This window comes from Bacillus sp. UNCCL81, assembly GCF_900112535.1.
Taxonomy (GTDB): domain Bacteria; phylum Bacillota; class Bacilli; order Bacillales; family Bacillaceae_G; genus Gottfriedia; species Gottfriedia luciferensis_B.
Genome location: NZ_FOMF01000006.1, coordinates 317325 through 343862, shown reverse-complemented (window position 1 = coordinate 343862; position 26538 = coordinate 317325). Strand labels below are relative to the sequence as shown.

The 26538-nt window shown below is 32.9% G+C and carries 28 protein-coding genes and 1 riboswitch; of the genes, 8 read left to right on the top strand and 20 right to left on the bottom strand.

All coding sequences use genetic code 11. From position 1 onward, the window contains the following. Nucleotides 1-19: 19 nt before the first annotated feature. Nucleotides 20-904, bottom strand: coding sequence for a lipoyl synthase (gene lipA / locus BM319_RS15480; RefSeq protein WP_069034823.1), 885 nt, complete (start codon nucleotides 902-904; stop codon nucleotides 20-22). Between the two features lie 186 nt (nucleotides 905-1090). On the opposite strand from lipA, the gene BM319_RS15475 reads away from it, so the two are divergent. Beyond that, nucleotides 1091-2080, top strand: a complete 990-nt coding sequence (locus BM319_RS15475; RefSeq protein WP_091023533.1) for a M23 family metallopeptidase — start codon at nucleotides 1091-1093, stop codon at nucleotides 2078-2080. Nucleotides 2081-2185: 105 nt separating this feature from the next. Here BM319_RS15475 and yunB read toward each other — a convergent pair whose 3' ends face one another. From yunB to sufC, 11 genes are all read right to left on the bottom strand, one after another. Further along, entirely contained in the window at nucleotides 2186-3010 is an 825-nt protein-coding gene (yunB, locus tag BM319_RS15470; RefSeq protein ID WP_175495625.1) for a sporulation protein YunB, read from the bottom strand. Nucleotides 3011-3078: 68 nt separating this feature from the next. After that, nucleotides 3079-4182, bottom strand: coding sequence for an HD-GYP domain-containing protein (locus BM319_RS15465; protein ID WP_091023529.1), 1104 nt, complete (start codon nucleotides 4180-4182; stop codon nucleotides 3079-3081). A gap of 124 nt (nucleotides 4183-4306) precedes the next feature. After that, nucleotides 4307-4609 carry a YunC family protein gene (locus BM319_RS15460; protein WP_069034827.1) on the bottom strand — a complete coding sequence of 101 codons (303 nt, stop codon included), beginning with the start codon at nucleotides 4607-4609 and terminating at the stop codon, nucleotides 4307-4309. 72 nt (nucleotides 4610-4681) lie between these two features. Then, a complete protein-coding gene (locus BM319_RS15455; protein WP_091023527.1) occupies nucleotides 4682-6085 on the bottom strand; it encodes a bifunctional metallophosphatase/5'-nucleotidase in 1404 nt (467 codons plus the stop codon). A gap of 17 nt (nucleotides 6086-6102) precedes the next feature. After that, a complete protein-coding gene (locus tag BM319_RS15450; RefSeq protein ID WP_069034994.1) occupies nucleotides 6103-6924 on the bottom strand; it encodes a sulfite exporter TauE/SafE family protein in 822 nt (273 codons plus the stop codon). Between the two features lie 221 nt (nucleotides 6925-7145). After that, nucleotides 7146-7670 carry a DinB family protein gene (locus tag BM319_RS15445; RefSeq protein WP_069034829.1) on the bottom strand — a complete coding sequence of 175 codons (525 nt, stop codon included), beginning with the start codon at nucleotides 7668-7670 and terminating at the stop codon, nucleotides 7146-7148. A gap of 283 nt (nucleotides 7671-7953) precedes the next feature. Beyond that, complete coding sequence (gene sufB, locus BM319_RS15440; RefSeq protein ID WP_025671514.1) at nucleotides 7954-9351, bottom strand: Fe-S cluster assembly protein SufB; 1398 nt, start codon at nucleotides 9349-9351, stop codon at nucleotides 7954-7956. A 47-nt stretch (nucleotides 9352-9398) separates the two neighbouring features. Further along, nucleotides 9399-9848, bottom strand: coding sequence for a Fe-S cluster assembly sulfur transfer protein SufU (sufU, locus tag BM319_RS15435; RefSeq protein WP_025671513.1), 450 nt, complete (start codon nucleotides 9846-9848; stop codon nucleotides 9399-9401). After that, a complete protein-coding gene (locus tag BM319_RS15430; protein ID WP_091023525.1) occupies nucleotides 9838-11058 on the bottom strand; it encodes a cysteine desulfurase in 1221 nt (406 codons plus the stop codon). Before BM319_RS15430 ends, sufU begins: the two co-directional genes overlap by 11 nt. Continuing rightward, entirely contained in the window at nucleotides 11058-12365 is a 1308-nt protein-coding gene (gene sufD, locus BM319_RS15425; protein WP_091023522.1) for a Fe-S cluster assembly protein SufD, read from the bottom strand. The genes BM319_RS15430 and sufD overlap by 1 nt, the downstream gene beginning before the upstream one ends. A gap of 19 nt (nucleotides 12366-12384) precedes the next feature. Then, nucleotides 12385-13170 (bottom strand): Fe-S cluster assembly ATPase SufC, encoded by a 786-nt coding sequence (sufC, locus tag BM319_RS15420; RefSeq protein ID WP_091023520.1) that lies wholly within the window; start codon nucleotides 13168-13170, stop codon nucleotides 12385-12387. A gap of 244 nt (nucleotides 13171-13414) precedes the next feature. Here sufC and BM319_RS15415 point away from each other — a divergent pair, with 244 nt between their 5' ends. Next, nucleotides 13415-13660 (top strand): DUF2164 domain-containing protein, encoded by a 246-nt coding sequence (locus BM319_RS15415; protein WP_069034833.1) that lies wholly within the window; start codon nucleotides 13415-13417, stop codon nucleotides 13658-13660. A 789-nt stretch (nucleotides 13661-14449) separates the two neighbouring features. Here BM319_RS15415 and BM319_RS15405 read toward each other — a convergent pair. Together BM319_RS15405 and BM319_RS15400 are read right to left on the bottom strand one after the other, a co-directional pair. Beyond that, nucleotides 14450-15166 (bottom strand): DUF3298 and DUF4163 domain-containing protein, encoded by a 717-nt coding sequence (locus BM319_RS15405; protein WP_091023516.1) that lies wholly within the window; start codon nucleotides 15164-15166, stop codon nucleotides 14450-14452. Between the two features lie 108 nt (nucleotides 15167-15274). After that, entirely contained in the window at nucleotides 15275-16378 is a 1104-nt protein-coding gene (locus BM319_RS15400; RefSeq protein WP_091023514.1) for a serine hydrolase domain-containing protein, read from the bottom strand. 268 nt (nucleotides 16379-16646) lie between these two features. Here BM319_RS15400 and dltX point away from each other — a divergent pair, with 268 nt between their 5' ends. The 6 genes from dltX to BM319_RS15370 all read left to right on the top strand — a co-directional run bounded on the left by dltX (nucleotide 16647) and on the right by BM319_RS15370 (nucleotide 22317). Further along, nucleotides 16647-16790 carry a teichoic acid D-Ala incorporation-associated protein DltX gene (dltX, locus tag BM319_RS15395; RefSeq protein ID WP_069034836.1) on the top strand — a complete coding sequence of 48 codons (144 nt, stop codon included), beginning with the start codon at nucleotides 16647-16649 and terminating at the stop codon, nucleotides 16788-16790. An 11-nt stretch (nucleotides 16791-16801) separates the two neighbouring features. Further along, the gene (gene dltA, locus BM319_RS15390; RefSeq protein WP_091023512.1) at nucleotides 16802-18316 is read left to right on the top strand and encodes a D-alanine--poly(phosphoribitol) ligase subunit DltA; all 1515 of its coding nucleotides are present in this window, start codon (nucleotides 16802-16804) and stop codon (nucleotides 18314-18316) included. After that, a complete protein-coding gene (gene dltB, locus BM319_RS15385; protein WP_091023510.1) occupies nucleotides 18313-19464 on the top strand; it encodes a D-alanyl-lipoteichoic acid biosynthesis protein DltB in 1152 nt (383 codons plus the stop codon). The genes dltA and dltB overlap by 4 nt, the downstream gene beginning before the upstream one ends. A 15-nt stretch (nucleotides 19465-19479) precedes the next feature. Continuing rightward, on the top strand, nucleotides 19480-19719 hold the full coding sequence (gene dltC, locus BM319_RS15380) for a D-alanine--poly(phosphoribitol) ligase subunit 2 (RefSeq protein ID WP_069034839.1): 240 nt from the start codon (nucleotides 19480-19482) through the stop codon (nucleotides 19717-19719). Next, a complete protein-coding gene (gene dltD / locus BM319_RS15375) occupies nucleotides 19716-20933 on the top strand; it encodes a D-alanyl-lipoteichoic acid biosynthesis protein DltD (protein ID WP_091023508.1) in 1218 nt (405 codons plus the stop codon). Before dltC ends, dltD begins: the two co-directional genes overlap by 4 nt. A gap of 412 nt (nucleotides 20934-21345) precedes the next feature. Further along, entirely contained in the window at nucleotides 21346-22317 is a 972-nt protein-coding gene (locus tag BM319_RS15370; protein ID WP_091023506.1) for a 2-hydroxyacid dehydrogenase family protein, read from the top strand. A gap of 86 nt (nucleotides 22318-22403) precedes the next feature. Here the strand turns inward: BM319_RS15370 and metQ are convergent, their stop codons facing one another. From metQ to BM319_RS15340, 6 genes are all read right to left on the bottom strand, one after another. Continuing rightward, nucleotides 22404-23225 carry a methionine ABC transporter substrate-binding lipoprotein MetQ gene (metQ, locus tag BM319_RS15365; RefSeq protein WP_091023504.1) on the bottom strand — a complete coding sequence of 274 codons (822 nt, stop codon included), beginning with the start codon at nucleotides 23223-23225 and terminating at the stop codon, nucleotides 22404-22406. Nucleotides 23226-23245: 20 nt separating this feature from the next. After that, a complete protein-coding gene (locus BM319_RS15360; RefSeq protein ID WP_091023502.1) occupies nucleotides 23246-23914 on the bottom strand; it encodes a methionine ABC transporter permease in 669 nt (222 codons plus the stop codon). 1 nt (nucleotide 23915) lies between these two features. Then, nucleotides 23916-24920, bottom strand: a complete 1005-nt coding sequence (locus tag BM319_RS15355) for a methionine ABC transporter ATP-binding protein (RefSeq protein ID WP_069034844.1) — start codon at nucleotides 24918-24920, stop codon at nucleotides 23916-23918. A gap of 139 nt (nucleotides 24921-25059) precedes the next feature. After that, nucleotides 25060-25170, bottom strand: a riboswitch (SAM riboswitch). 77 nt (nucleotides 25171-25247) lie between these two features. After that, nucleotides 25248-25610, bottom strand: coding sequence for a hypothetical protein (locus BM319_RS15350; protein WP_091023499.1), 363 nt, complete (start codon nucleotides 25608-25610; stop codon nucleotides 25248-25250). Nucleotides 25611-25812: 202 nt separating this feature from the next. Further along, the gene (locus BM319_RS15345; RefSeq protein ID WP_069034846.1) at nucleotides 25813-26136 is read right to left on the bottom strand and encodes a thioredoxin family protein; all 324 of its coding nucleotides are present in this window, start codon (nucleotides 26134-26136) and stop codon (nucleotides 25813-25815) included. 15 nt (nucleotides 26137-26151) lie between these two features. Next, the gene (locus tag BM319_RS15340) at nucleotides 26152-26502 is read right to left on the bottom strand and encodes a ribonuclease M5 (protein WP_091023583.1); all 351 of its coding nucleotides are present in this window, start codon (nucleotides 26500-26502) and stop codon (nucleotides 26152-26154) included. Nucleotides 26503-26538 lie beyond the last annotated feature (36 nt).

The window sequence follows — 26538 nt, the reverse complement described above, 5'->3', positions numbered from 1 at the left end:
ATAGGCTAGTGCTTTTTAATTATGCTTGTTTAGCAGCTTCTACTTGTTCGTCAGCATGGTATGATGAACGAACTAGAGGACCAGCCTCACAGTGTGAGAAACCTTTTCCTAAAGCAATTTCTTTTAGGGCAGCAAACTCGTCAGGAGTATAGTATTTTTTAACAGTTAAATGAGTTTTCGTTGGTTGTAAATATTGACCTAATGTAATGATATTTACACCTGCAGCACGTAAATCATCCATTGCTTCGTAAATTTGCTCATTTGTTTCACCTAAACCAAGCATGATGCTTGATTTTGTAGGAATGCTAGGGTTAATTTCTTTTGCTCTACGTAAAAATTCAAGTGATCTTTCATACGTAGCTCTTGCACGAACACGTGGAGTTAACTCTCTAACTGTTTCAATATTATGGTTCATAATATCTGGTTTTGCATCCATTAACATTTTAAGGTTTTCAAATTTCCCACCCATATCAGATGGTAAAACTTCAATTGTAGTAAATGGATTTGCTTTTCTAACTTCTCTAACAGTTTCTGCAAATACAGCTGCCCCACCGTCTCTTAAGTCATCACGAGCAACCGCTGTAATTACTACGTGTTTTAAGTTCATTTGTGTCACAGATTCAGCAACTCGAACTGGTTCTTGTAGATCAAGTTCAGTTGGTAAACCAGTTTTAACTGCACAAAAACGACATGCACGCGTACAAACTGCACCAAGGATCATAAATGTAGCTGTTTTTCTAACTGCCCAACATTCATGGATATTTGGACAACGAGCTTCTTCACAAACAGTGTGAAGATTTTTTGATCGCATCATTTTCTTTAATTCTGTGTAAGATTCATTTGTGTTTAATTTTATTTTTAGCCACTCGGGCTTTCTCAAATATTCTTCTTTTTTTGATGCCATTTGAAATTCCTCCAACGTTTATTCGTTTACGACATATTTCATTTTCTCTTCCAATAGTATATATATTACTACATTTTTCGCGGATATGAAAAACTTTCGATTGATTATCCCTATTATCCCTATAATTTCCATTTATGAAAGTCGCTTCTTTAACCAAACTATATATGTAAATCAATTTAAAGGATGATGGTTTTGAAAAAAATAATTGTACTTTTTTGTATGGTGGTTATCTTCATAATGCCATCATTTACAAATGCAGAAGAAATTAATCAAGCTCAGCTTAATAAAGAACGAATGGCCTTATATAAAAAAGGTGAAACCCTGACTTTTATCCCTTGGTATTACTTTGCAGCTATAGATACTTATGAACGTAATGTACGGAGTGTAAGGAACGATATACCAAAACGCGAAAATGGGGTCCTTTCTATCTATATTAAACCAGAGGATTGGAGCGGCCTATCAAATCCAGTTAAGAAAGACACATACGCTCCTACTATCCATCTTTTTAGCGGTATTGGTTTAGATGGAAATAATGATGGAAAAGCTTCACTAGAAGATGATGAGGATATTCTATACACTTTCATTCATCGATTAAATTTTTATGGACCATCCAGGCAATATATTCGAATGATGCTATGGGATTACTACCAAAGAGCCATAACAGTTGATATTATCGATGAGTACGCTAGTTTGTATCAATATTACGGAAAATTAAATATAGAAGGTAATGCATTCCCATTACCAATTCGTAGTACACATAGTTATCGTAGTACATGGGGTGCACCTCGAAGCTTTGGTGGACGAAGAGTTCATGAAGGTACTGATATTTTTGCAAATTATGGTACTCCTGTAAGGTCTACATGCTATGGAGTTATTGAGACAAAAGGCTGGAATCGAATCGGAGGATGGAGAATCGGAATTCGAGACTTAAGTAATAATTATCATTACTACGCTCATCTAGGTGGCTTTAACAAAGACCTTCAAAGAGGGCAAGTAGTAGAGCCAGGAACACTTATTGGCTATGTTGGAAGTACTGGATATGGACCTCCAGGGACATCTGGAAAATTTCCTCCACATTTGCACTATGGTATTTACAAAGACAATGGTTATTCAGAGTGGTCTTTTGATCCTTATCCAAAATTACGTCTTTGGGAGCGTCAGGATAGAAGCAAATAAAGAAAACTGACCAAGGCGAGTTTTTGGGTAAATTGAAACCATTAATGAAAAAAAAGCAGACTAACTTATCGTAGTGTAATAAGTTTAGTCTGCTCTATTTTAAATTTATTTTTTTCCATTTGTTGTTGAAGGAGCTTGTTGAGTATTTGGAGTAAATGGAATATAATTTGGAACTTCCCCATCGATAATTTCAGTAGCAATTGGGACTTCTACCTTCACCTTTGTCGATTTTGTACTAAACGGGATAATTACATTCATATTTACTTCTACATTCATAATAATTTCGACTACAGAATTATCAAATCCAAAAGGCTTAACTTCTTGTGTAACATTAGCCACTGCATCACCGACTACAGAAAAGCGAACTGGTATAGTAGGTCCAATTTTCCCTAAAAGTACTGTATTTGTTACGACCCCAATCGGTACTTTTAAATATAGCCCCTCATGATCCGACTTCATTTTCTTCTTTTCTGCTTTTGATAAAGATAAAAATGATAGATCTCCATTTTCAACTCTACGTATATTTTCTTCAACATGCTGAGTAGTAGAACCAATTATTTTATTGATTAAATATGTATTAGTACTTATTATCGCCTTACCATTCTCATCAACATCCCGAATGATAATATCCTGCCCTTGCAGTTCCTTAGATGCCGATTCATACGCTTCATTGATAACTAAAGAAGCAATTCGTCTTGTTTGTTTCTCAGAATATTTTAAGATTGTAGGTGTGAAAATTTTATCAATTTCCCAGAAAGCATATAAGGAAAAAAATAATAGAACAATACAAATAACTACATATTTATTTGGAAATATATTACGAATTGTTTGTGTTATTTGAGTTGAATTCCTTTTAAATCCGCCAAAAGATTTTCTTTTTGAAACAAAAAGTTTATTTTTTGGAACACGTCTGTACTTAAATCTCTTCATTGTATCCATGCCCCCTTACTAATGGGTATGCATGTCAATGCCTGTTCATTCTTAATGGATTTGTACAATTAAAAATCAACTTTTTTTATTATTTGATTATACTCGATAATCTCTAATTTCAACTCATTATATAAATTCACTTCATAAGGATTGCTTAATTTTATTCCATTTTCTTCAATTATTAGCACAACTGGACGATCTGTAGCAGCATCATTTTGACTAAAAACGATTCCTTGTCTACCATCACTCAATTTTACGTGTAATCCCGTTGGATAAATGGTTAGTAGATCGCTAAATATGCTAATTAATTTAGCATCATATAATTTATCACTCTCATTAATTAATAATGTTAATCCTTCATGCGTGAGCATTGCTTGTCGATATACTCGATTTGAAGTAACAGCATCAAAAAAGTCTGCAATCCCAATAATCTTTGAGAAAAGATGTATTTCTTTACCAATTAAACCTTTTGGATAGCCGCTCCCATTGATCCTTTCATGATGCTGTAATGCACAGTCCGCAACAAGTGGATGAATAGAAGATACTTGTCGTAGCAGATCGTATCCAGCAATTGTATGTTGTTTAATGAATGCATATTCATCTTCAGTTAAACGGCCCCGTTTATTTAAAATCTTTTTGGGTATTGCCATCTTCCCAACATCATGTAAAAGTGCACCTAATCCAAGTAAATTAAGCTGGATTTTACTTAAATCAAATGCCGTTCCAATTCCTAAAGAATAAATAGCTACATTTAGAGAATGAGTAAAGAGATACTCATCATAATGTAATACGTCAATCAATAAAGATAAAACATCCTTCTGTTGCCATAATTCGTTTTGCAGTGATTTTATCGTTTCTTTAAGCCTAGATGAGTTCTTTTCTAAAGATAGCCCTCTTAAATAAAAATCTTCGCTAATTAATTTAACAAAAGCATCTTCTATTGTTTTTGTGATTTCAATGCGAAGTTCGTCTGAAATAATTGTCTTTCCCATTAAAGGTTCTGATGATTGAGCATGTACAAAAACAAATTGAATAGCTAATTTATGTATTCCATTAATCATCTCTTCTGTTAAAGGAATATTTGCATTAACAATCATTTTTCCATGCTCATTATAAATCGGTTTTCTTAAGATCGTACCTGGAACAAGTGTTGATGCTTCAACAACTCTCATTGTTATCTCCTTGAACAATTTTTTAATTAAATATATGGCTCTTCATAACAGTTAATACATTTTAAAATCAATTTTTAGGGCATCGTCTACACAAAAAGCCACTAAAAAAATTTAGTGGCTTTTTTTATATCATCTTTAATAATGCGTCTCTTCCAATCATACCTTTTTGAATACCTAACTTTTCTGCTTCAACAGTAATGGATTCTAAAGGCGCATTTAATAATTCTTCTATTGTTTTTACACCAACTGCTCGGCCTGCGATAATTTGACGATCGCGCAATCTTTCATTTAATAAAGCTACATCTAATGCTCCGCACATAATATATCCGTTATCATTCATAACGACCAATAACGTGGTTTTTGGAAGTAAAACTGTAACAGCATTAAATGTATGATTATCTATTTTAATTGGGCTTAAATTGATCAAGTTCAACGCTCCTTTCTCATTCTAAAATATGAGAAAAAAACAAAAGTGTAACCTGTCTAAACTTGATAAATTTTATACATCTTTTAAAGCCGAAAATAACACATCACGAATAAACTCAGGCATAAAAAATCTTTTATGACTAGCATCTCGAATTGTAGGAATTAAATGACCAAACGTAAATAAATCCAAAGTTCCAATCTCATACATTCGATTTAAATCTAACATTTCACCATTAATAAGTAGATCCTCTTTTTTCAAATGCCTTTTCTTATCTTTATTAACAAAAGTGATTCCATCGTAAACCATTTTTCCAATTACTTTCCCTCTAAATCCAAAACCTTTCATCTTTAAATGAGTCAGCTCTTTATCTTCACAACGATTTAAAACATTTAATAATTCCTTACCAGACAAATTAACGACACAAGGATTAATAGGATGTGGGCAAATCCGATGAATGTCACCCTTAGTAACAAGGCCATTATTTAAACCTTCAAGTAAAATACCGGAATTTAGTATACTGATATCTGATTTAGTCCATTGGCGTAGTGCATTTGCTAATAATTTCAGTAATGGACTATCTTTAAACCAATTTACACCCATGTTACTCGGTAGTTGTGTTACTGGTTCATTTAAAATTCCTTTACTTAATCTCATTAAATTAGCCAACATCATTTTCGTCATTTCATCTTGATAATATGTTGGGACTGTATGTACTTCAGTAACTGAAGCTTCAGTATTGATAATACTTTTCGTCTCTTTATTTACAGTAATTAAAACCTCGCCTAAATAGTTACCGTGTTTACCTGTTCCACAAAGTAAAGTTTCACCAGCATACTCTCCATTTGGGAATAAATGATGAGTATGTGCGCCTAAGATAATATCGACTCCTGAAAATTGTTCAGCGATTCTCTGATCGTCTCTCATCCCTAAATGAGAAAGTATAATGACAATGTCTGATTGCGCTTTGACAATTGGCAATATGTTATTTAACATTTCAAACGGATCTTTTATACTCCATCCTAAAGTTTCATAAAACACAGGATAAGCGACTGTTAAACCAATTACTCCTAGCTTTACTCCATTTTTTTCATATATTTCAAAAGGCTTGCTGAAACTCTCGGTACCTTCATCTGAAATGTTTAAATTACCAACTAATACATCAAACTTTGCATCTTCGTAAAGGTTTAACAACTCACCTTTTGATAAGGTAATTCCTTCATTATTACCTATTGTAATTGCATCAAACTTTGCATCATTTAAAAGTTCCACATTGCCTTTTCCTAAAGTGGCCTCCGAAATTGGATGAAAGCGATCAACGAAATCCCCAATATCAAAAGTAAGTGTGGCTTCACCTTTTCCTGTAGCTAATTCTCTTTTAGACTTCAACAAACCGACGATTGTTGGCCACGTTTCAAAGTGGCTATGAATGTCATTTGTATGGAACAACCGAATATTTATCGTTTGATTTGTTTCCATTGTTCCACCATCCTTTTTTAAATATTTTCTATAATTAATTTTATGCCATAAAATAACACAACTAACCTTAAAATTAATGCGATTGTTTCAGTTTTTAACTTTTGATTAATATATGCTCCAATTTTCCCACCAAACCATGCGCCAGGAATAAGTAGAAGAATGTAGTAGAAATTTACTTCTCCTAATGCTATATATGAAATCGAGCTTCCAAGCGTCGTAAACATAACAACAAACATTGAAGTCGCAACAGCTAACTGAGGTGGAAAACCAAATAAAAACGCCATCATTGGTACTAACAATATTCCTCCACCAATTCCAAATAATCCTGAGATGATCCCGATACAAATAGACAATGAAATCGCCAAAGGAAGACTATAGCTATATGTGTATGCCTCGCCTTCTTCATTTGTATATGTTCGTATAACCCCTTTATGTACTTCCTTTGCTTTTTTATTTAATTTTGAAGAAACAAATAGAAAGACCGATATACAGATTAAAAATATACCAAAAAATAAAGTAAAACGCTCCGTATTTAAAAGCGAATTGATGTATGTACCTAGTAAGCTACCAGGAACACTCCCTATTAAAAATAAAATACCACTCTTATAATCGATTCGTTTTTGTTTATGGTACGAAAGGGTGGATGACAGTGAAGAAAACACAATTGTAATCAGTGAAGTTCCAACTGCAACATGAATTGGCACAGTCGAAAAAGCGGATAAAAAGTGATCAATATTAAGTAGCATTGGAACGATAATAATCCCTCCGCCTAAACCAATCAATGATCCGACTGTTCCTGCAGCAAGTCCTATACTGATGAGTATAAGAATTTGTAGAATGATATCCAACCTAAATTTCTCTCCTTTTTAATTACACTAAAAATCTATATTCTCCATGGTTTAAATAATAGTTTAACATAAAAAAACTCGGAATTCCCCGAGTATGAATAATCCTTTATTGTATTGCACTTTGGTGTTTATACATTATTTTTAATTGTTTTTTTAAGTACTTCGTTGATTTCCACACTATAATACCCGATAATTTGTGAATTAAACGCTAACTATTTCTTTAACACACTTAAATTTGCAATCCAAGGACCTACGTCAGTTTTGTATCGTTTTGCCATCACTCTTGCAATTTGAGTTATATGCGTAAGATCATGTACGACAAAAGTGGATAATAATTCTCTTAATTTTACTGTTCCAAGATCTGGGTGAATCCCTTCTAATTCTAAGTGTAATTCAGGGTCAACCAATGATTGTAGTTTTGTAATATTTTCTGCTCTTAAATTCTTGAATTCAAGTAATCTTTCTTCTATTGAGTTCTCATGTTTTTCATTTAAATGCGAAAAACGATCGAATGGTGGGAAATGGTTGTTTCCTTCTTTGTTAAGTATGCAGTTCAACCTTGGAATCCAATTTGTTTTTTCACACTCAATTAGGTGGTCGATTACTTCAGAAGCATTCCAGGTTCCTTCACCTTCATTACAGTTTAACCAAGATTCAGATAAACCCGATAAAAGAGACTCTAATGATTTTGGTGTTCTTTCTAAAACTTCAATCGCTTCTTTAAGGTTAAAATTCATAAAAAACCCTCCCACATATTAAATTCCACAAACATCTCTTTTCCTTCAAGTTAAATTTTACCACAAATAGATCTATCTTATTTTATAAAAACCTTTATTTATCTGAAAAATTAATGAGGTGTAATGTAGAAGGATTTTACTAAAACTAAAAAGCTGCTCTACTTATAGAAACAGAAATCATCTTTAAATATTTATTAAATTATCAAAACAACTGCGGATACTTATTAAATATTTCTAAATAAAAAAGACGAACTTCAAAAGTTCGCCTCCCCTAAAAACTCTATTAACCAATTGAACCTTCCATCTCGAATTTAATCAGACGGTTCATTTCAACTGCATATTCCATTGGTAATTCTTTTGTAAATGGCTCAATGAAGCCCATTACGATCATTTCTGTAGCTTCTTGCTCAGAAATACCACGGCTCATTAAGTAGAATAATTGCTCTTCAGATACTTTTGAAACTTTCGCTTCGTGCTCAAGAGAAATATTGTCGTTTAAGATTTCGTTGTATGGAATTGTATCAGAAGTTGATGCATTATCCATAATTAACGTATCACACTCGATATTTGAACGTGATCCAGCTGCTTTACGACCAAAGTGTACGATACCACGGTACGTTACTTTACCACCATGTTTAGAAATAGATTTCGAAACAATAGTAGAAGAAGTATTTGGAGCTAAGTGAATCATTTTAGCACCAGCATCTTGGTGTTGTCCTTTACCAGCAATTGCAATAGAAAGTGTAAGGCCACGAGCACCTTCACCTTTAAGGATAACTGCTGGGTATTTCATTGTTAATTTTGAACCAATGTTTCCATCGATCCATTCCATTGTTGCGTTCGCTTCACAAACAGCACGTTTCGTAACTAAGTTGAATACGTTATTCGCCCAGTTCTGAATTGTTGTATATCGGCAGTATGCATCCTTCTTAATGATGATTTCTACTACTGCAGAGTGAAGTGAGTTTGTTGTATATACAGGAGCTGTACAACCTTCAACGTAATGTACATGTGCACCTTCGTCAGCAATGATTAATGTACGTTCAAATTGACCCATATTTTCAGAGTTAATACGGAAATACGCTTGAAGTGGCGTATCAACTTTAACACCTTTTGGTACGTAGATGAATGATCCACCAGACCAAACAGCTGAGTTTAATGCAGCAAATTTGTTATCTGTAGGTGGAATTACTTTTCCAAAGTGCTCTTTGAAAATTTCTTCATGCTCACGTAAAGCTGTGTCTGTATCTGTAAATAAGATACCAAGATCAGTTAAGTCTTGTTTCATACTGTGGTAAACTACCTCAGACTCATACTGTGCAGATACACCAGCTAAATACTTTTGTTCTGCTTCAGGAATACCTAATTTATCAAAAGTATTTTTGATTTCCTCAGGTACTTCATCCCAAGACTTTTCTGTTTTCTCTGATGGTTTTACATAGTAAGTAATTTCATCAAAGCGTAAATCTGCTAAGTCTCCACCCCATTGAGGCATTGGCATATCATAGAAATGTTGTAAAGATTTTAAACGGAAATCTAACATCCATTGTGGTTCATTTTTCATACGTGAAATTTCTTCAACGATATCCTTTGTTAAACCACGCTCTGAACGGAAGATTGATACGTCACGGTCATGAAAACCATATTTATAATCACTAATATCCGGCAAATTAGTAGACATTATTCATACTCCCTTCTTATAGAAGAGGAGGATTAAAGCTCAGAGGATTATTCCTCTGATTTTAAGCCCTTCTCCATCGCTTTCCATGCAAGTGTTGCACATTTAATTCGTGCTGGAAACTTTGAAACACCTTGAAGTGCTTCAATATCATCTAAATCGATTGATTCATCGTATTCTTTTCCAAGCATCATATCTGAAAATATTTGAGCAAGCTGTAGGGCTTCCTCTATTTTTTTACCTTTAATTGCGTGAGTCATCATTGAAGCTGATGCCATTGAAATTGAACATCCCTCACCATCAAAACGAGCGTCTGATACAATTCCATCATCAACTTTTAAACGAAGTTCAATGCGATCACCACAAGTAGGGTTATTCATGTTTATTGTTACATCGTTTTCTGATATTGCCCCTACCCCTTTATTACGAGGGTTTTTATAATGGTCCATTATCACTCGACGATATAATGCATCTAGATCAATGTTTCGATTAATAGACATCGCTGAAATACTCCTTCGTTTTAACTAATCCTCTTACAAAAGCATCTACATCTTCTTTTGTATTATACAGATAAAAACTTGCACGAGCAGTAGCAGATACCTTTAACCATCTCATTAATGGCTGAGCACAATGATGGCCAGCTCGAACTGCAATTCCTTCCACATCTAATACAGTTGCAACATCATGTGGATGCACATCTTCCACATTAAATGTAACTAGTCCTGCACGATGCTTTGGACCATAGATTGTTACTCCTTCTACAGTAGATAACTGTTCAAGAGCATAATTCGCAATCTCATGTTCATGCTTTTCGATATTATCCATCCCAATCTCAGTTAAGAAATCAATAGCAGCGCCTAAACCAACTGCACCAGCAATGATTGGAGTTCCACCTTCAAATTTCCATGGTAGTTCTTTCCAAGTAGAATCTTGTAAGTCAACGAAATCAATCATTTCCCCACCAAATTCAATAGGTTCCATGTTTTCAAGAAGATGTTTTTTACCGTAAAGTACACCAATACCGGTAGGAGCACACATTTTATGACCAGAAAATGCGTAGAAATCGCAATCTAAGTCTTGCACATCAACCTTCATATGTGGAGTACTTTGCGCACCATCAACAAGCATGATTGCTCCATTTTGATGAGCAATTGCTGCAATCTCTTTAACAGGATTAATTGAACCAAGTACATTTGAAACGTACATAATCGCAACTATTTTTGTATTTGAGTTAATTGTAGCCTTTGCTTGCTCAACGCTGATTGAACCATCTTCTTCTAGTGGTATATATTTTAATGTTGCGCCAGTAGCTTTAGCAACCTGTTGCCAAGGAATAATGTTACTGTGATGTTCCATATAAGAAATCACAATTTCATCTCCAGCTTTTAAGTTCGTTCTTCCGTAGCTAGCAGCAACTGTATTAATTGCAGTAGTTGTACCTCTAGTAAAAATAATCTCTTCAATTGATGATGCATTAATAAATTTACGTACTTTATCACGAGCTCCCTCGTATGCATCAGTAGCTTTTGTTCCTAGAGTGTGTACACCTCTATGAACGTTAGAATTATATTCTTTATAGTAGTTAGCAACAGCTTCTATTACTTGAACAGGTTTTTGTGAAGTTGCAGCACTATCCAGATATACTAAAGGATGTCCATTTACTTCTTGATTTAATATCGGAAAGGCTTCACGGATTGCTTTAACATCCATTACTTAACCTTCCTCTCAATTACATCAACAAGCATTTTTTTAACTTCTTCAATTGGTAATTCCGAAACTACAGGTGCTAAGAATCCGTGAATAACTAAGCGCTCTGCTTCTTTCTTCGGAATACCGCGACTCATTAAGTAGTACAGCTGAGTTGGATCTACTTTACCAACAGAAGCAGCGTGACCTGCCATAACATCGTTTTCATCAATTAATAGAATTGGGTTCGCATCTCCACGAGCTTTTTCACTAAGCATTAATACACGTGAAGTTTGTTGTGCATTAGACTTAGAAGCGCCGTGTTCAATTTTCCCAATACCATTAAAGATTGAAGTAGCAGCATCTTTTGATACACCATGTTTTAAGATCCAACCTTCAGATCCTTTACCATAGTGAGTAATGTTTGTTGTAAAGTTTTGAGTTTGCTCCCCACGGCCTACAGTAACCATCTTCATGTCACCGAAAGAACCGTCGCCAATTAAGTTTGTAACATTTTCGAAAACTGAGTTTCCATCGTTCATTAGGCCAAGTGCCCACTCGATTTTGCTATCGCGACCAGCGTGACCACGACGAACAACATAAGCAGTAACACCTTTTGCTAAAGTATCAACAGCACCATAACGAACTTTTGCATTATCTAATGTAATTACTTCTGTAATAACGTTAACAACAGCCGCATCTAAATCAGCAGATGTAGAAACATAGTTTTCAACATAAGTAACTTCACTATTTGAATCTGCAACAACAAGAACGTGGTTATATGCAGGTACGTTTTCACCATCAACAACAAAAATAGATTGGATTGGTTTTTCTAATACAACATTTTTAGGAATGTATAAGAAAGCTCCACCATTTACTAATGCTGCATGTAAAGCGATTAATTTATTTTCATCGACTTTTACAGCCTCTGTCATAAAATATTTTTTCACAAGATCTTCGTGATCTTTAATCGCTGTGTGTAAATCTACGAATACTACACCTTTTTCTTTTGCTTCAGAAGAAAGAGAGTGATATACAGCAGAACCATTATATTGTACATAAACTGATTGATCAGTGTCTTCATTCATTAAAGATGTTACTGATTCTGGTAATTGATCTTTTGTAGGAACATTTCCAGCTGTAACATTAAATTCTTTTCCAAAGAAATCCCATTTAGAGATATTTGTTTTATCTGGCTTTGGAAGAGAAAGTGATTCAGCTTTTGCTAGTGCATTTAAACGGAACTCTGTGAAATATGCAGGTTCATTTAGCAATGCAGAAAGCTGCTTAACTGTTTCTTGACTAAATGGAATTGTAGTACCAGTTGTCATGAGAATCCCTCCTATCCGATTAAGCTTCTTGCCCAACAGTCTCGTCTTCGATACCTAACTCTTGTTTAATCCAGTCATATCCTTCAGCTTCTAAACGAGCAGCTAATTCAGGTCCACCTGATTTTACAATACGACCTTGCATCATTACGTGAACGAAGTCAGGAGTGATGTAGTTTAATAAGCGTTGGTAGTGAGTGATGATTAAGCAACCAAACTCTTCTCCACGCATTTCGTTAACACCTTTAGAAACTACTTTTAATGCATCGATATCTAAACCTGAGTCAATTTCATCAAGAATAGCAATTTTAGGTTGGATCATCATCATTTGAAGAATCTCATTACGTTTTTTCTCTCCGCCTGAGAAACCTTCATTTAAATAACGTTGAGCCATTTCTGGATCCATTTCTAAGAATTCCATGTTTTTATCTAATGTACGGATAAATTTCATTAATGAAATTTCATCGCCTTCTTCGCGACGTGCATTCACTGCAGAACGTAAGAAATCTGCGTTTGTTACACCACTAATTTCACTTGGGTATTGCATAGCAAGGAAAAGACCAGCTTGAGCGCGCTCATCAACTTCCATTTCTAAAACATCGTTGCCATCAAGCTCGATGCTACCACCAATTACTTCATATTTTGGATGACCCATAATAGCAGAAGATAAAGTTGATTTACCTGTACCATTTGGTCCCATGATTGCGTGAATTTCTCCACCTTTTACTTCAAGGTTTACACCTTTTAAAATTTGCTTTCCTTCAATTGCTACTTGAAGGTCTTTTATTTTTAATGTAGAAGCTCCCATTTTACACCCTCCATAATATTACATAAAAATTCTATAAAATAGAAAATGGCTATTTTAAGTTCATTCTCATTTTATTCTCATTCTAATCTTAAAGCAATTAAAAAGTATTTTCAAGCTGTGCACTATTTTACCAAAAAAGTTTTATTACGTGTAACATTTTTTCGCAAAAAAAGAATAAATAGAGATACTATATATATATAGGAAATAAAAAATCTAATATCACAACTAAAAAAGAGGGAAAAATATGTCTAAAACAACTAAGCTTTCACCAGATCAACAAAAATTTGCGATTAATCAACTACAAACGTATTTCTTACAAGAAAGAGACGAAGAATTAAGTGAATTAAGTTCAATGTTGCTAATAGACTTTATATCACAAAAACTTGGACCTATGTTTTATAATAAGGGAATTGAAGACTCACAAAGATTTATGTCCGAACGAGTTGAAGATCTTTATGCCTTATTGTTAAAAGAACAGATTGAAGATTAAACTTCTTTGCTTTTAGTTTTTAACGACCTTTAGCACTCACTTTAGTAATCGTACATACTCAATTTTAGATTATTCAATATTTATATAGTTGTTCAACTTATTCTTATATTGTTAAAACAAATGAATGTTTTCATTCAGACTCTACCATTATTTACGAAAATGTTTTATTTCATTAATCAAATTTATTAAATAAATAAAGAAAAGAACCTTATTTATAATGAAGGTTCTTTTTTTGCGTTGTTGAAAAACAATCTTGTTAATTATTAACCAAGTTTTCGTAAAGGAGCCCACGTGGTTGATTTCCACTACAGGATGCTCGCTTTCCATGGGACGAGATTCTTTAGCCTCCTCGGCTACGCCTGTGGGGTCTCAGGGTTCCCGCTTATCCCATAGGAGTCGAGTACCCCTCCGTTCCAATCAACTTATTCATCAAAAAAAGTTAATGTTCAAAAGCTAATTCAATATCCTTTACTTAGAGTAAAATAAAAGTTTTTTAATCAGTCTGTAAGTCAATTAAGTTCGAATACCATTTGAAATAATTTATCTAATTTCGTTAAAATTTCAACTTCTGAAAAACAATTAATATAATTGATTGGTATATTAAAATCGTAAAATCATTAATAGATCATCAAACAGTATTTAAGCATCAATAATGTTCTTTTTAATGTTTCCCTATAGACCGCTTAACATTTCAACACTCTGAAGAAAAAAGGTTTTGATCAATTAAATAAATTTACTTCCTTAACTATTTTAAAAACATTTTCCTATATATTCTAAAAATCGGTTTTATTATTGATAAACTTGCACTGGTATAAAGACTTCGGGCATGCCAGCAGCATATGCGGCTACTTCATATTCTTTAAAGATTAATTTTATTCCTGCATGGTCAAATGCCCATAGTCGATTTTTGTCACTTAAGTCAATTTCGTTAGGAGATTTTATTAATACATATCCTTTATATTTCTTTTGTAATTGCTGATAAGCATATTCTTGTACGGATTTTGTATTTTCGTTTATTAACTTAGATAGTGGAACGATATCACCTGTTTTTACGTCAAAATTAAATGTAGTACCCATTGTCATTCCGTGTGCCCCACCTGTATATGAATACTCATTATAAATAACACTCAATTTATCAAGATTATTGTATAGTACCTTATAAGTAAATACATATTCATAAGGTCTCCACTGCCCTTGGCTAGCATCCCATTTTGACTTAGCTTCTTTCTCATCTTCTAATAGCTTCAAACGATTACTATTCGCTACATCAGCACCTTGTTTTAAGATACTGTTGATCTTTTGTTGTGCAGTTGAATTAGATGCTCCACTTATTTGTGGATACTTAATCGGCGCATCATTTAGTTTTTGTTCAGTAATTTTAATATGTCTCGTTAATGAGTTTTCATTGATCCCGGCTTTCGTTTCCGCACTAACAAATTTAATAGAGCCCAAATTAATACTACTAGTCATTATCATTAATAAGAAATAATATAGAAACTTTTTCACTAGACTCCTCCTATTTTCTTTATCAAAAAATAGTATGAGTATCTTTTAAATTATTTATGAAATATTTTATAAGAGTCTAGATTCTTATAATCAAAAAGCTAACTGTTCTCAACTCATTTTGTTAACTAGTTTAAATAAGTTCATTGCTATCTTAAAAATGTTTGGTTTCACCTTTTGACTATTAGAAAACACAATTACATATGTTTTCGAAACTGGATCGAATACATTCATACAATTAATTCCTGGAACTACCCCATGATTGTATAAATACTTTCCTTTATTATAAATTCCGTATGCATAATGATTTTGATACGGCTTAATAAATTGAGTAAAACTTTTACTCAATATAAGTTTATTTGAAATAAGTGCCTCGTCCATTTTTTGTAGTCCTGAAACAGTTGCATAAATATCTCCACAACCTAATAAATGGTTAAAATTTGGTATTCGTAATTGCTTCGGAGCATTTTTAGATTGAATTAATAAATAACCTAGTGCATGATTTCCTTTTTTATAAAAATCATTACCCTGTCCAATTTCAGTCATATTCGCTTTATTGAAAATATGTGTTTTTATATATTCTCCATAAGGAATTCCAGTTACTTTTTCAATAACGTAAGCAAGTAAAACATAATTTGTGTCATTGTAATCCCATTTGTTCACCGGTTTATAGTGAGCATTTGATTTAACTATTTCCTTTATTAAATTAGTCGATGAAATTGGATTAAATAACTCTTTTTGTCTCCTAATCCCTGAAGTATGAGAAATCAAATGAAATAATGTTAGTTTTGACCCATTTGGAAAGTCCGGTATATATTTTGAAATCGGATCGTTAAACGATATTTTGCCTTTTTCTTTTAATTGCATTAACAACGTTGAAACAAAAAATTTAGAAATTGAGCCAACTGGGTAATACGTATTTGGTGTGTTCTGTAACTGATTTTGGATATCTCGATAACCGTATCCTTTATTAATGATATTTTCTTCATTCTTCCTAACAAGAACAACTCCATTAAAATGAATTTGCTGTAAGTAGCGATCAATCTCATTAGTATTCTCATTTTGATCATTAGTAACTTTAACTTTATTCATAGTAGGGTAATTCGGAACTGTCCCTTTCGCAGCGTTTTTATTCCAGATAAAACTACAAAATGGAGACATTAGTAAAACAGTTAAGAAACTAGGAATCAAAAACAAATAAATCTTTTTCATCATTTACAATCTCCCATAGAGCAGGGCCAATAGGATTTTCCCATTTCCCCATTATTTTTACTTCCCTCTATTTTTTTGTTCATTATTACTACCTTTTCCTAATTATATGAACAATCTTGTCCATTAATCTTTAAAATTGAATTAGAAAAAATTTACTTAACCTTTAATAATTTATTATCTGTTTGTAATTTTAAAAGGTGTTTGGTTAATTTTTCATCTTTTTTTCGGTGTTATAATACGTCTAGCTAAAAATTAAGAAAGGTGAAAACAAATGGGTAAAATCCATATTTTCCGTTCAAAGACTTTAAGATTTTTATTCTATACTGCGTTTTATTTATCAATTTTACTTGCACTACTTTACCTATATGGATTTAAAGATTCATTTACTGGGAGCTTTATATATAACGATTTTTAGGACGTGAGCTGATGAAATCAATTATTGAACAAATAGATTATTGGGCAATTAACACCCCAAACACGATCGCATTTCAAAATAGTGATTACTCTTTAACATATAAAACTTTAAAGCAACAATCAGATGCGATTGCTAGCTGGATGATTAATAATAATTTTACGAATAAGCCTATTATTGTGTATGGGCACATGCAGACGGAAATGATTTCTATTTTCTTAGGGAGTGTAAAAGCAGGTTGTGCATATATTCCCGTTGATGAGTCTATTCCTTTTGAAAGACTCAAAAAAATGATTACTAATTCTGGAGCAACTTTATTAATTACACCAAAAGATATTACTTTAGAGTTTGAATCCATTAAAATCATAAATTTTGGAGAACTACAGGAGATAATTGATTCTACTGATCTAGTCAATTCTTTAACTGATTTTAATGTTAAAGACGATGATACATTTTATATTATCTATACTTCCGGCAGTACTGGAGATCCAAAAGGTGTGCAAATTAGTGAAAAAAACTTACGTAGTTTTACTGATTGGATATTGAAGGATTTTAATATACACAATGGACAACGATTTTTAAATCAAGCTCCTTTCTCTTTTGATTTATCAGTAATGGATTTATATCCATCTTTATTGTCGGGTGGCACACTCATTGCTGTTGAAAAATCTTTGGTTGAGCGACCAAAAGTTTTATTTGATTATTTAATGGAAAGTGATATTGAGGTTTGGACTTCTACACCATCATTTATAGAGATGTGTATGATGAATCCAAATTTCAGCGAATCCTTACTACCAAGCTTAAAGACTTTCCTTTTCTGTGGTGAAGTACTATCGAATAATAGTGCTAAACAGCTTTTATCTAGATTTCCTAAAGCAGAGATCTATAATACTTACGGTCCAACAGAAGCAACAGTTGCTGTAACATTCGTTCAGATTACCGAACAAATCATAAACCAATATTCCCCATTACCGATTGGAACTCCGAAAGACGATACAATCATTTACATTATGGATGAATTGGGAAACCCACTTCCAGATGGTGAAACAGGGGAAATTATTATAGCTGGTCCAAGCGTTAGTAAAGGTTATCTTAATAATCAGTTAAAAACTGATGCAGCCTACTATCAAATAAATGACATGCGCGCCTATAAAACGGGTGATTCTGGTTACTTTGATCAAGGACTATTGTTCTATAAAGGTAGGATCGATTTCCAAGTAAAACTACACGGTTATCGGATTGAAATTGAGGACATTGAAAATAACATTAGAAGATTACCATTAGTTCATTCTGCAGTTATATTACCGGAGATGAAGGATGGTAAGTGTATAGATTTACATTGCTTAGTAGTCGTTAAAGAACACGATTTCGAAAAGGAATATCACTTAACACGTTTTTTAAAACAAGAACTAAATAAATATATGCCGACTTATATGATTCCAAGAAAATTTAGTTTTTTACAAAGTTTACCAATGACAACGAACGGTAAAGTTGATCGAAAAAAATTATTGGAGCATGCTGATCAATGATCCCATACGGTAGTTTTACGTTCTTCGGTATTTTAATTGTTTTATTAATCCCAGCAGTAGTATTAGGGTTTTTAGGAAAAAGATTAACTACCTACACAACATTTCTTTCTTTTGTGTTTTTATTATTAATCTTTTCCTCTTCTAAAATACAAACCTACTACCTAGTTGCTTTTATAATTTGGGTAGTTATTTTAATAAAAGGTTACAGTGTTTATCGGAAGAATGCGAACCATTCAACTGTTTATTACTTAAGTGTTTTTCTATCAATTTTACCTTTAATAATTGTAAAGGTTTCACCGATATTTGAAAGTACTACCCTTGTAGGCTTTTTAGGAATTTCGTATTTAACATTTAAAGCAACACAAGTCATTATTGAAATTCGCGACCACAGTATAAAAGAAATAAGCATTGTTGATTTCCTTAAGTTTTTATTATTTTTTCCAACGATCTCTTCTGGACCAATTGATCGTTTTAGGAGATTTCAACAGGATAGTCAAAAAAAGCTAACGGCTAGTGAATACCAGGAGTATTTTCAAATTGGTGTTCATAAAATTTTTATTGGTTTTCTCTATAAATATATAATTGGTTATTTAATTAACGTTCATATACTTGAAACACAGCTTGTTGTAGGGCATACTTTCGTCTCAAATCTAACGTATATGTATGCATATAGTCTGTACTTATTCTTTGATTTTGCAGGTTATAGCGCATTTGCAATCGGCGTTAGTTATTTAGTAGGTATTAAAACACCTGAAAACTTTAATATGCCATTCATTAGTCGAAATATAAAGGACTTTTGGAATCGCTGGCATATGAGCTTATCATTTTGGTTTCGTGACTATGTATATATGAGAATGGTATTCTTACTGACTAAGAAAAAAGTGATAAAAAATAGAAGAAATATATCTTATATCAGTTACACTACTTTATTTTTACTAATGGGTGCTTGGCACGGGATCCAAATAAATTACCTATTATATGGTTTATACCAAGCTTTATTGATGTGTAGTTTTGATTGGTTTGAACAATTCAATAAGAAAAAAAAGATTTGGAAAAATAATAAACTAACACATGTATTAGCGGTTATTATTACATTCCATTTTATTTGTTTCGGATTTTTAATATTTTCAGGACATCTAGTTAACTAAAGGAGAATGAGTATAATGGAAAATTTAAGAGCAGAGGTTTTAAAACTTTTAGCAGATTTATGTAATACAGATGAAGTGATTGAAAATCCAGATATTCTGATTTTTGAAGAAGGATTATTAGATTCATTTGGTACAGTTAGCTTATTAGTTGAAATCGAAGAACAAATCGGTATCAACGTAACGATTTCTGACTTCGATCGTGAGGAGTGGGCAACACCAAATAAAATCATTTCGATTTTAGAGGCTAGAAAATGAAAAAAGTTCAATTTTTGGGGATGATAACAGCTATTTCCATTTTTTTACTAGCTTTATATCTTCCAAATTCTTTTTATGAACTATTTATTACAAAAGAACGATTAAATAATACTGCAGCGTCTTTAAATCCTGAAACATTTCAAGGGACATTACTTCAAAGTAAAATGTTAAAAGACCCAAAATTCTTACCTATTTTTGGGTCTTCAGAACTTGCTAGAAGAGACCCCTTCCATCCTTCTAGATTTTTTATGGGAGAAAAAGATGAATTTACTCCCTATCTAATTGGTCGAGGGGGATCACAAAGTCTCGTTCATTTTCTAGACTTAGCATCTTTAGGTGATGGAATAAAAAATAGAAAAATTGTATTTGTTTTATCTCCACAGTGGTTTATTCCACATGGCATTGACGATACTCATTTTTCACCTAATTATTCTGCGCTTCAAACTTATTCATTCGTTTTTAATAATACAATTGATATTTCAGTAAAGAGACAAATTGCAAAGAGACTTTTAACGCTATCAATTATCAAAAAAGACTCTTTATTAGTAACCCAATTAAATGCTTTTATATCAAATAACAAAAAAGTTAAGTTCAAGGCAATGGCTGAAAAACCGTTAGCTTACACATATTTAAAAATTCTCGAAAAGAAAGATCTTTTCGAGACCGTTATAATGGATCCAGATAAAAACTTCCGATTAAAAAAATCAAAATATGAAGATTTATCCTGGGATCGAGTAGCTCAAGTTGCCGATAAAATTGGCAAACGAGAATCAACTACTAACCATTTCGGTATAATTAATAAATACTATATAAAACACATTCAAAAACGTCTTCCAGCTTTAAAAAATTATAAACGAAATAGTAACTATGGTGTATCGCCAGAATATGATGACCTTCAAATGGTATTAGCATTACTAAAAGAAGAGCACACAAAAGCGTTGTTTATTTCCGTTCCAGTAAATGGACCATGGTATGATTACGCTGGATTCCCTAAAGAAGGTAGAGAAGTATATTACAAAAAAGTAAAAAAACAAATTGAAGATGCTGGCTTCCAAGTAGCTGATTTTTCTTCACATGAATACGATGAGTTTTTCCTAAAAGATACAATCCACTTAGGCTGGAAGGGCTGGGTATATGTAGATCAATCTTTAAATAAGTTTTATTCAGTAAATCACACTCCCCCTACCGCAAGTTTAAATCATAGATATCAATGAAAAAAGCAGACAAATGTCTGCTTTTTTTACGCTGTTGAAAAACATCTTAAATTACCAAATTTTCGTAAAAGGGTATAGTGAGGTTGATTTCCATTACAGAATGCTCGCTTTCCATGGGGCGAGATTCTTTAGCCTCACCGGCAAGCCTGCGGGGTTTCAGGCTTCCCGCATATCCCATTTTCCCTAATGACCATTTTATATTTCAACACTCTGAAAAAGCAGACAAATGTCTGCTTTTTTATCTCTAAGAATACTTCCTATTAATCAGTAAGAATTAAGTAGTTGATGAACACTCGAAAAATTAATATATTCTTTAAACTGCCAAATACTAAATTAAAACATAAACTTGAAACTTCATTTATAATAAAAACGTTAACATTAATTATTAAACTGTTGAAAGAAGGTTTCTAATTTGGCACATATTTTGGTAGCGGGAAAAATCCCAGAAAAGGCTGAGGAATTATTAAAAGATCATCATGTTATTGTTTATGAAAATGAGCAATTAATTACAGAAGATGAATTGTGTGAACTTGTTGGTGGGGTAGATGCAATTTTAAGCTTACTATCCACTCCAATCACAAAAAGAGTAATTGATGCTGCTACAAATGTAAAAATTATTGCTAATTACGGAGCAGGATTTAATAATATCGATGTAGATTATGCAACTAGTAAGGGGATTCACGTTACAAACACTCCACTTGTTTCAACAGACGCAACTGCTGAGCTAACTTTAGGAATTCTCTTAGCTATTTCCAGAAGAATAGTCGAAGGAGACGAACTTTGCCGTACAAAAGGTTTTGAAGGATGGGCTCCATTATTCTTTAGAGGAACAGAAGTATCAGGAAAAACTTTAGGTATTTTTGGTTTTGGAAATATCGGACAAGCAGTAGCTAAGCGAGCTAGGGCGTTTAATATGAAGATTATTTATCATCAACCAAGAAGATTAAGCAAAGAGCTTGAACAAGACTTAAATGCCACTTACGTATCACTGGAGGAATTATTACAGACTTCTGACTATATTACCCTTCATTGTCCTTACAAACCTGAGCTACACCATTTATTTGGAAAAGAAGAGTTTTACAAAATGAAAGACACTGCGTTTTTTATCAATGCAGCTAGAGGTCCTTTAGCCAACGAACAGGAATTAGTAGACGCATTAAAGGACGGTGTTATTGCTGGTGCAGCTCTAGATGTATTTGAATTCGAACCTAAAATAACAGAAGAACTAAAATCACTTACAAATGTTGTATTAACACCTCATATTGGAAATGCAACATTTGAAACTCGTGAAGCTATGTCTGAAATAGCAGCTAAAAATATTATTGAGGTTATGGCTGAACGCCCACCAATCTCATCTGTAAATCAAGTTTTTGTAAAAAGTTGATAAAACGCGCAAGGAAATGTCAGTTTAATAAACAAACATAAAAAAAAGGGTGTCTCAAAACTTATGAGACACCCTCTCTTATGTGATTATTGACTTACAGGTACTACAGCACCTTTATATTTTTTAATGATGAAATCTTGAATTTCTTTAGAGTGTAATACTTTTACAAGCTCTTTAATTTCTTTTTTATCTTTATCACCTTTACGAACAGCAATAATGTTTACATATGGAGATTCTTTACCTTCTAATGCAATAGCATCTTTCATTGGGTTTAACCCAGCATCAATCGCGTAGTTTGTGTTAATTAAAACTGCATCGCCTTCATTGTTTTGGTAAACTTTTGGAAGCATTCCAGCGTCTACATCAGCTTGGAATTTTAAGTGTTTTGGATTCTCATCAATGTCTTTAATTTGAGCTGTAGTTGGATCAATTCCAGCTTTAAGTTTAATTAAACCTTCGTGTTGTAATAAGCTTAACATACGACCATGGTCAGCTACTGAACTACTCATGATAATTTTAGCTCCATCTGGTAGATCATCTAAGCTCTTATATTTTTTAGAGTAAACTCCGATTGGCTCAATGTGGATCCCACCAGCGTTTTCAAATTTATAACCATTTTCTTTCATTTGAGACTCTAAATATGGAATGTGTTGGAAATAGTTTGCATCTAATTCTTTTGAAGCTAATGCTTTATTTGGTAGAACATAATCTTGGAATTTAACAATCTTTAAGTTAATCCCCTCTTTTTTAAGAAGCGGTTTAGCTTGTTCTAAAATAACTGCGTGCGGTACATTTGATGCACCAACAACTAATTCTTTATTTTTATCTTCTCCACCTTTATTACATGCTGCTAAAGATAATGCTAAAACACCTGCTCCTAATAAACTTGCGATTTTTTTGAATTTCACTGTTAGTTCCTCCCTTTATGTTAAGCTCTTTTATCTATTTTTGTTGTTACTAAATCTCCAATAAATTGAAGAATGAATACGATTAATAAAATAATTACTGTCGCAACAAGCGTTACTTGGTTATTAGAACGTTGGTATCCTTCCATAAATGCTAAGTTACCAAGTCCGCCACCACCTACTACACCAGCCATAGCTGTATAACCAACAATTGCGATTGTAGTAACAGTTAAACCTGAAATTATTGCTGGTAATGCTTCTGGAATTAATACTTTCAAGATGATTGTAAAGGTACTAGCTCCCATTGCTCTTGCAGCTTCGATTACACCTTTATCAATTTCTCGTAAGCCGATTTCGACCATCCTTGCATAGAATGGTGCAGCACCAATTATGAGTGCAGGTAATGCTGCTTTTGCTCCAAGCATAGAGCCAAGAATAAAGATCGTAAATGGAATTAATAAAATAATTAAAATGATAAAGGGTATTGAACGAAAAATATTTACAAACGCTGCTAGGATAGTATTAAAAAATTTATTTTCAAGTAACTGATCTTTACTAGTTAAAAATAAGAATAAACCTATTATTAGTCCAAAAATGAACGTTGCAAGCGCAGCTATTACTGTCATGAATAATGTTTCTTGAGAAGCTAAAAGCATTGCATCCCAATCAACATTCGGAAAAAGTTGTGTCATCTTATGCTACCTCCACTTCAACTTGTTTTGATTCTAAATAAGTGATTGCCTCTTTGATGTTATTTATGTCTCCAACAAGTTGAATCTTCATTGTCCCATAAGAGCCTTCAGCAGTTTGAACAATTTTTCCTTGCAAAATGTTAATCTCAATATCAAAGTGCTTAACTACTTCAGAAATATGTGGTTGATCTGCTTGACCATTTTTAAAGGTTAGCTTGTAAGTATTATCCTTCCCATCACCTTGAGAAATTACTTCACCTTCATCATTACCTTTGATTTGCGTCACAAATTTCTTTGTAATTGCTTGTTTAGGACGAGTAAATACATCAACAACATGGCCTTCTTCCACTACATTTCCGTTTTCCATTACAGCTACTCGTTGGCAAATCTTTTGAATAACATGCATTTCATGAGTAATCAGGATAATTGTAATACCAAGCTGTTTATTAATATTTGTCAATAAAGATAATATTGAATCTGTTGTTTCTGGATCTAATGCAGATGTCGCTTCATCACATAAAAGAACATCAGGGTTATTAGCAAGTGCTCTTGCAATTCCAACACGTTGCTTTTGACCTCCACTAAGTTCAGAAGGATAAGCATTTTCTCTTCCTTCAAGACCTACAAGTTTGATTAATTCTTTCGCACGATTAATGCTTTCCTTTTTTGAAACTTTAGCAATTTCAAGTGGGAAAAGTATATTTTCTAATACAGTTCTCGACCACAATAAATTAAAATGCTGAAAAATCATTCCTATTTTTTGTCTTGCTTTTCTTAATTGACTAGATGAGCATTTAGAGATCGATTGACCATTAATAATTACTTCACCTGATGTAGGGGACTCAAGTCCATTTAGCATACGTAATAACGTACTTTTCCCTGCGCCGCTATATCCGATCATGCCAAAAATTTCACCTGCTTCAATATTTAAAGAAACATTTTGTACTGCGGTAACTGTGCCTTTTTTACCTTTGTAAGTTTTGCTTACATTATTTATTTGAATCATACACTTGATCTCCTTTCAAAACATTCTAACAACTTATCTTTCAATTTTTTGTAAGTAAGTACTTTTTTAGTCGGATAAAACAAAAAAACCTTTCAACTCACATGAGCAGAAAGGTTTAACATACAAAAAGTATTCCTTTCTCTCATCTCTCAAAGCATATGCTTTGCAGGAATTAGCACCATTTCAATGACGATCATTGACGGTTGCTGGGTTTCACAGGGCACAGTCCCTCCACCTCTCTCGATAAGAGCTAACTTACGATCTATTAAGTTGTTTAACGTAATTTCTTTAACGTAAGTCCAATTCTACAAAGTTAGACAGTAGTTGTCAACAATTTTCTAAAAGTTTTTTTTCGTTTTCAACGCTCGTATATTGAAAAATCGTTTCCATTAGTAGTAATAATCGATAATTCCCTTCAAAAGAAGCATCATTCAGTTTTAATAAAAGTCCTAACCTTTGAGAACCTGAATATAGATATTCCCATCCATCTTTTGAAAAATTAACTCTAAGTTGCGGAATCGAACGATCAATTACCTCGATAAAAGGAGCCTTTTTACTTAACTTTATAAAAACTTTTTCATTTAGACAGTTAAATTCTACAATCCTTTCTTCGATTGGCAAAATGATTTGTAAATATTCTTTTTTTATAAATAAGTTTCTAGCTAGTCCAATCCACTCCTTGATTTCCATAATAAACACCTCTTCTTGGATTCTTTATCTTATTTTCTCATAGATAAGAGGTGTATTCTTTATATTTCGCTCGACATTTACCTTGATAAAAATCTATATTTTAATTTTATTTCTACAGCATTCAACTCATTTCCCGAGAAATATGTCTAAAATCAGGAAATATTTTAAGACATATAAAAAGAGTGCAACATACTGAATGCACTCATCGTTTAATATATAAATTATATTTTTTTAACAATTCATGTAAATATGGTACCGATTGGAAAGCGTAGATTTTTTGTCTCATTTCCCCATTCTCAAAAATAAGTAAACAAGGTACACTTTCAACCTTCCAACTTTGAGCTTCTTCCACTATTTCATTAATATTCACCTTACTTATTGGTAAGTTTGGCAGAATCTCATTTACAACTTCTAGCATTTTAGAAGCTACTTGGCATGTACCACACATTGCGGTATAGATATAAATAACTGTAGTCTCTTTTGATTGAACTCTTTGCATTATTTCATTCTTTGTCCATTGCTGCATGATCTTAATTCCTCTTTAATTTGTACGTAAATAATCTGTAAATACCGAAATATCCGCTCCTAATAATACACTAGCTAAATGTTGACTCGGAGCTGTTGCCACTTCTCGATAACTTCTATCAATGTACAGATGCTCTGCCTGTGGAAATTCTCTTTTTAACAATCTTCTAAGTTTTTCACCAGCCTCATCTGCATCGACTAATACATAAATTTCTCTTAAATCTAACATTTCAGCAAGCTCATCTAGCTTTGAAGTACCAACTGTACCATTCGTACAGATAATATCTACAGGCTCCTTTATGATTGTCTGTATTTTCCTCTTATCAGTAGTACCTTCGACAATGATAACTTTTCTTTGATCTTCAATATTCACTGGGCATCACCTAATGTATAAGACTCAAAA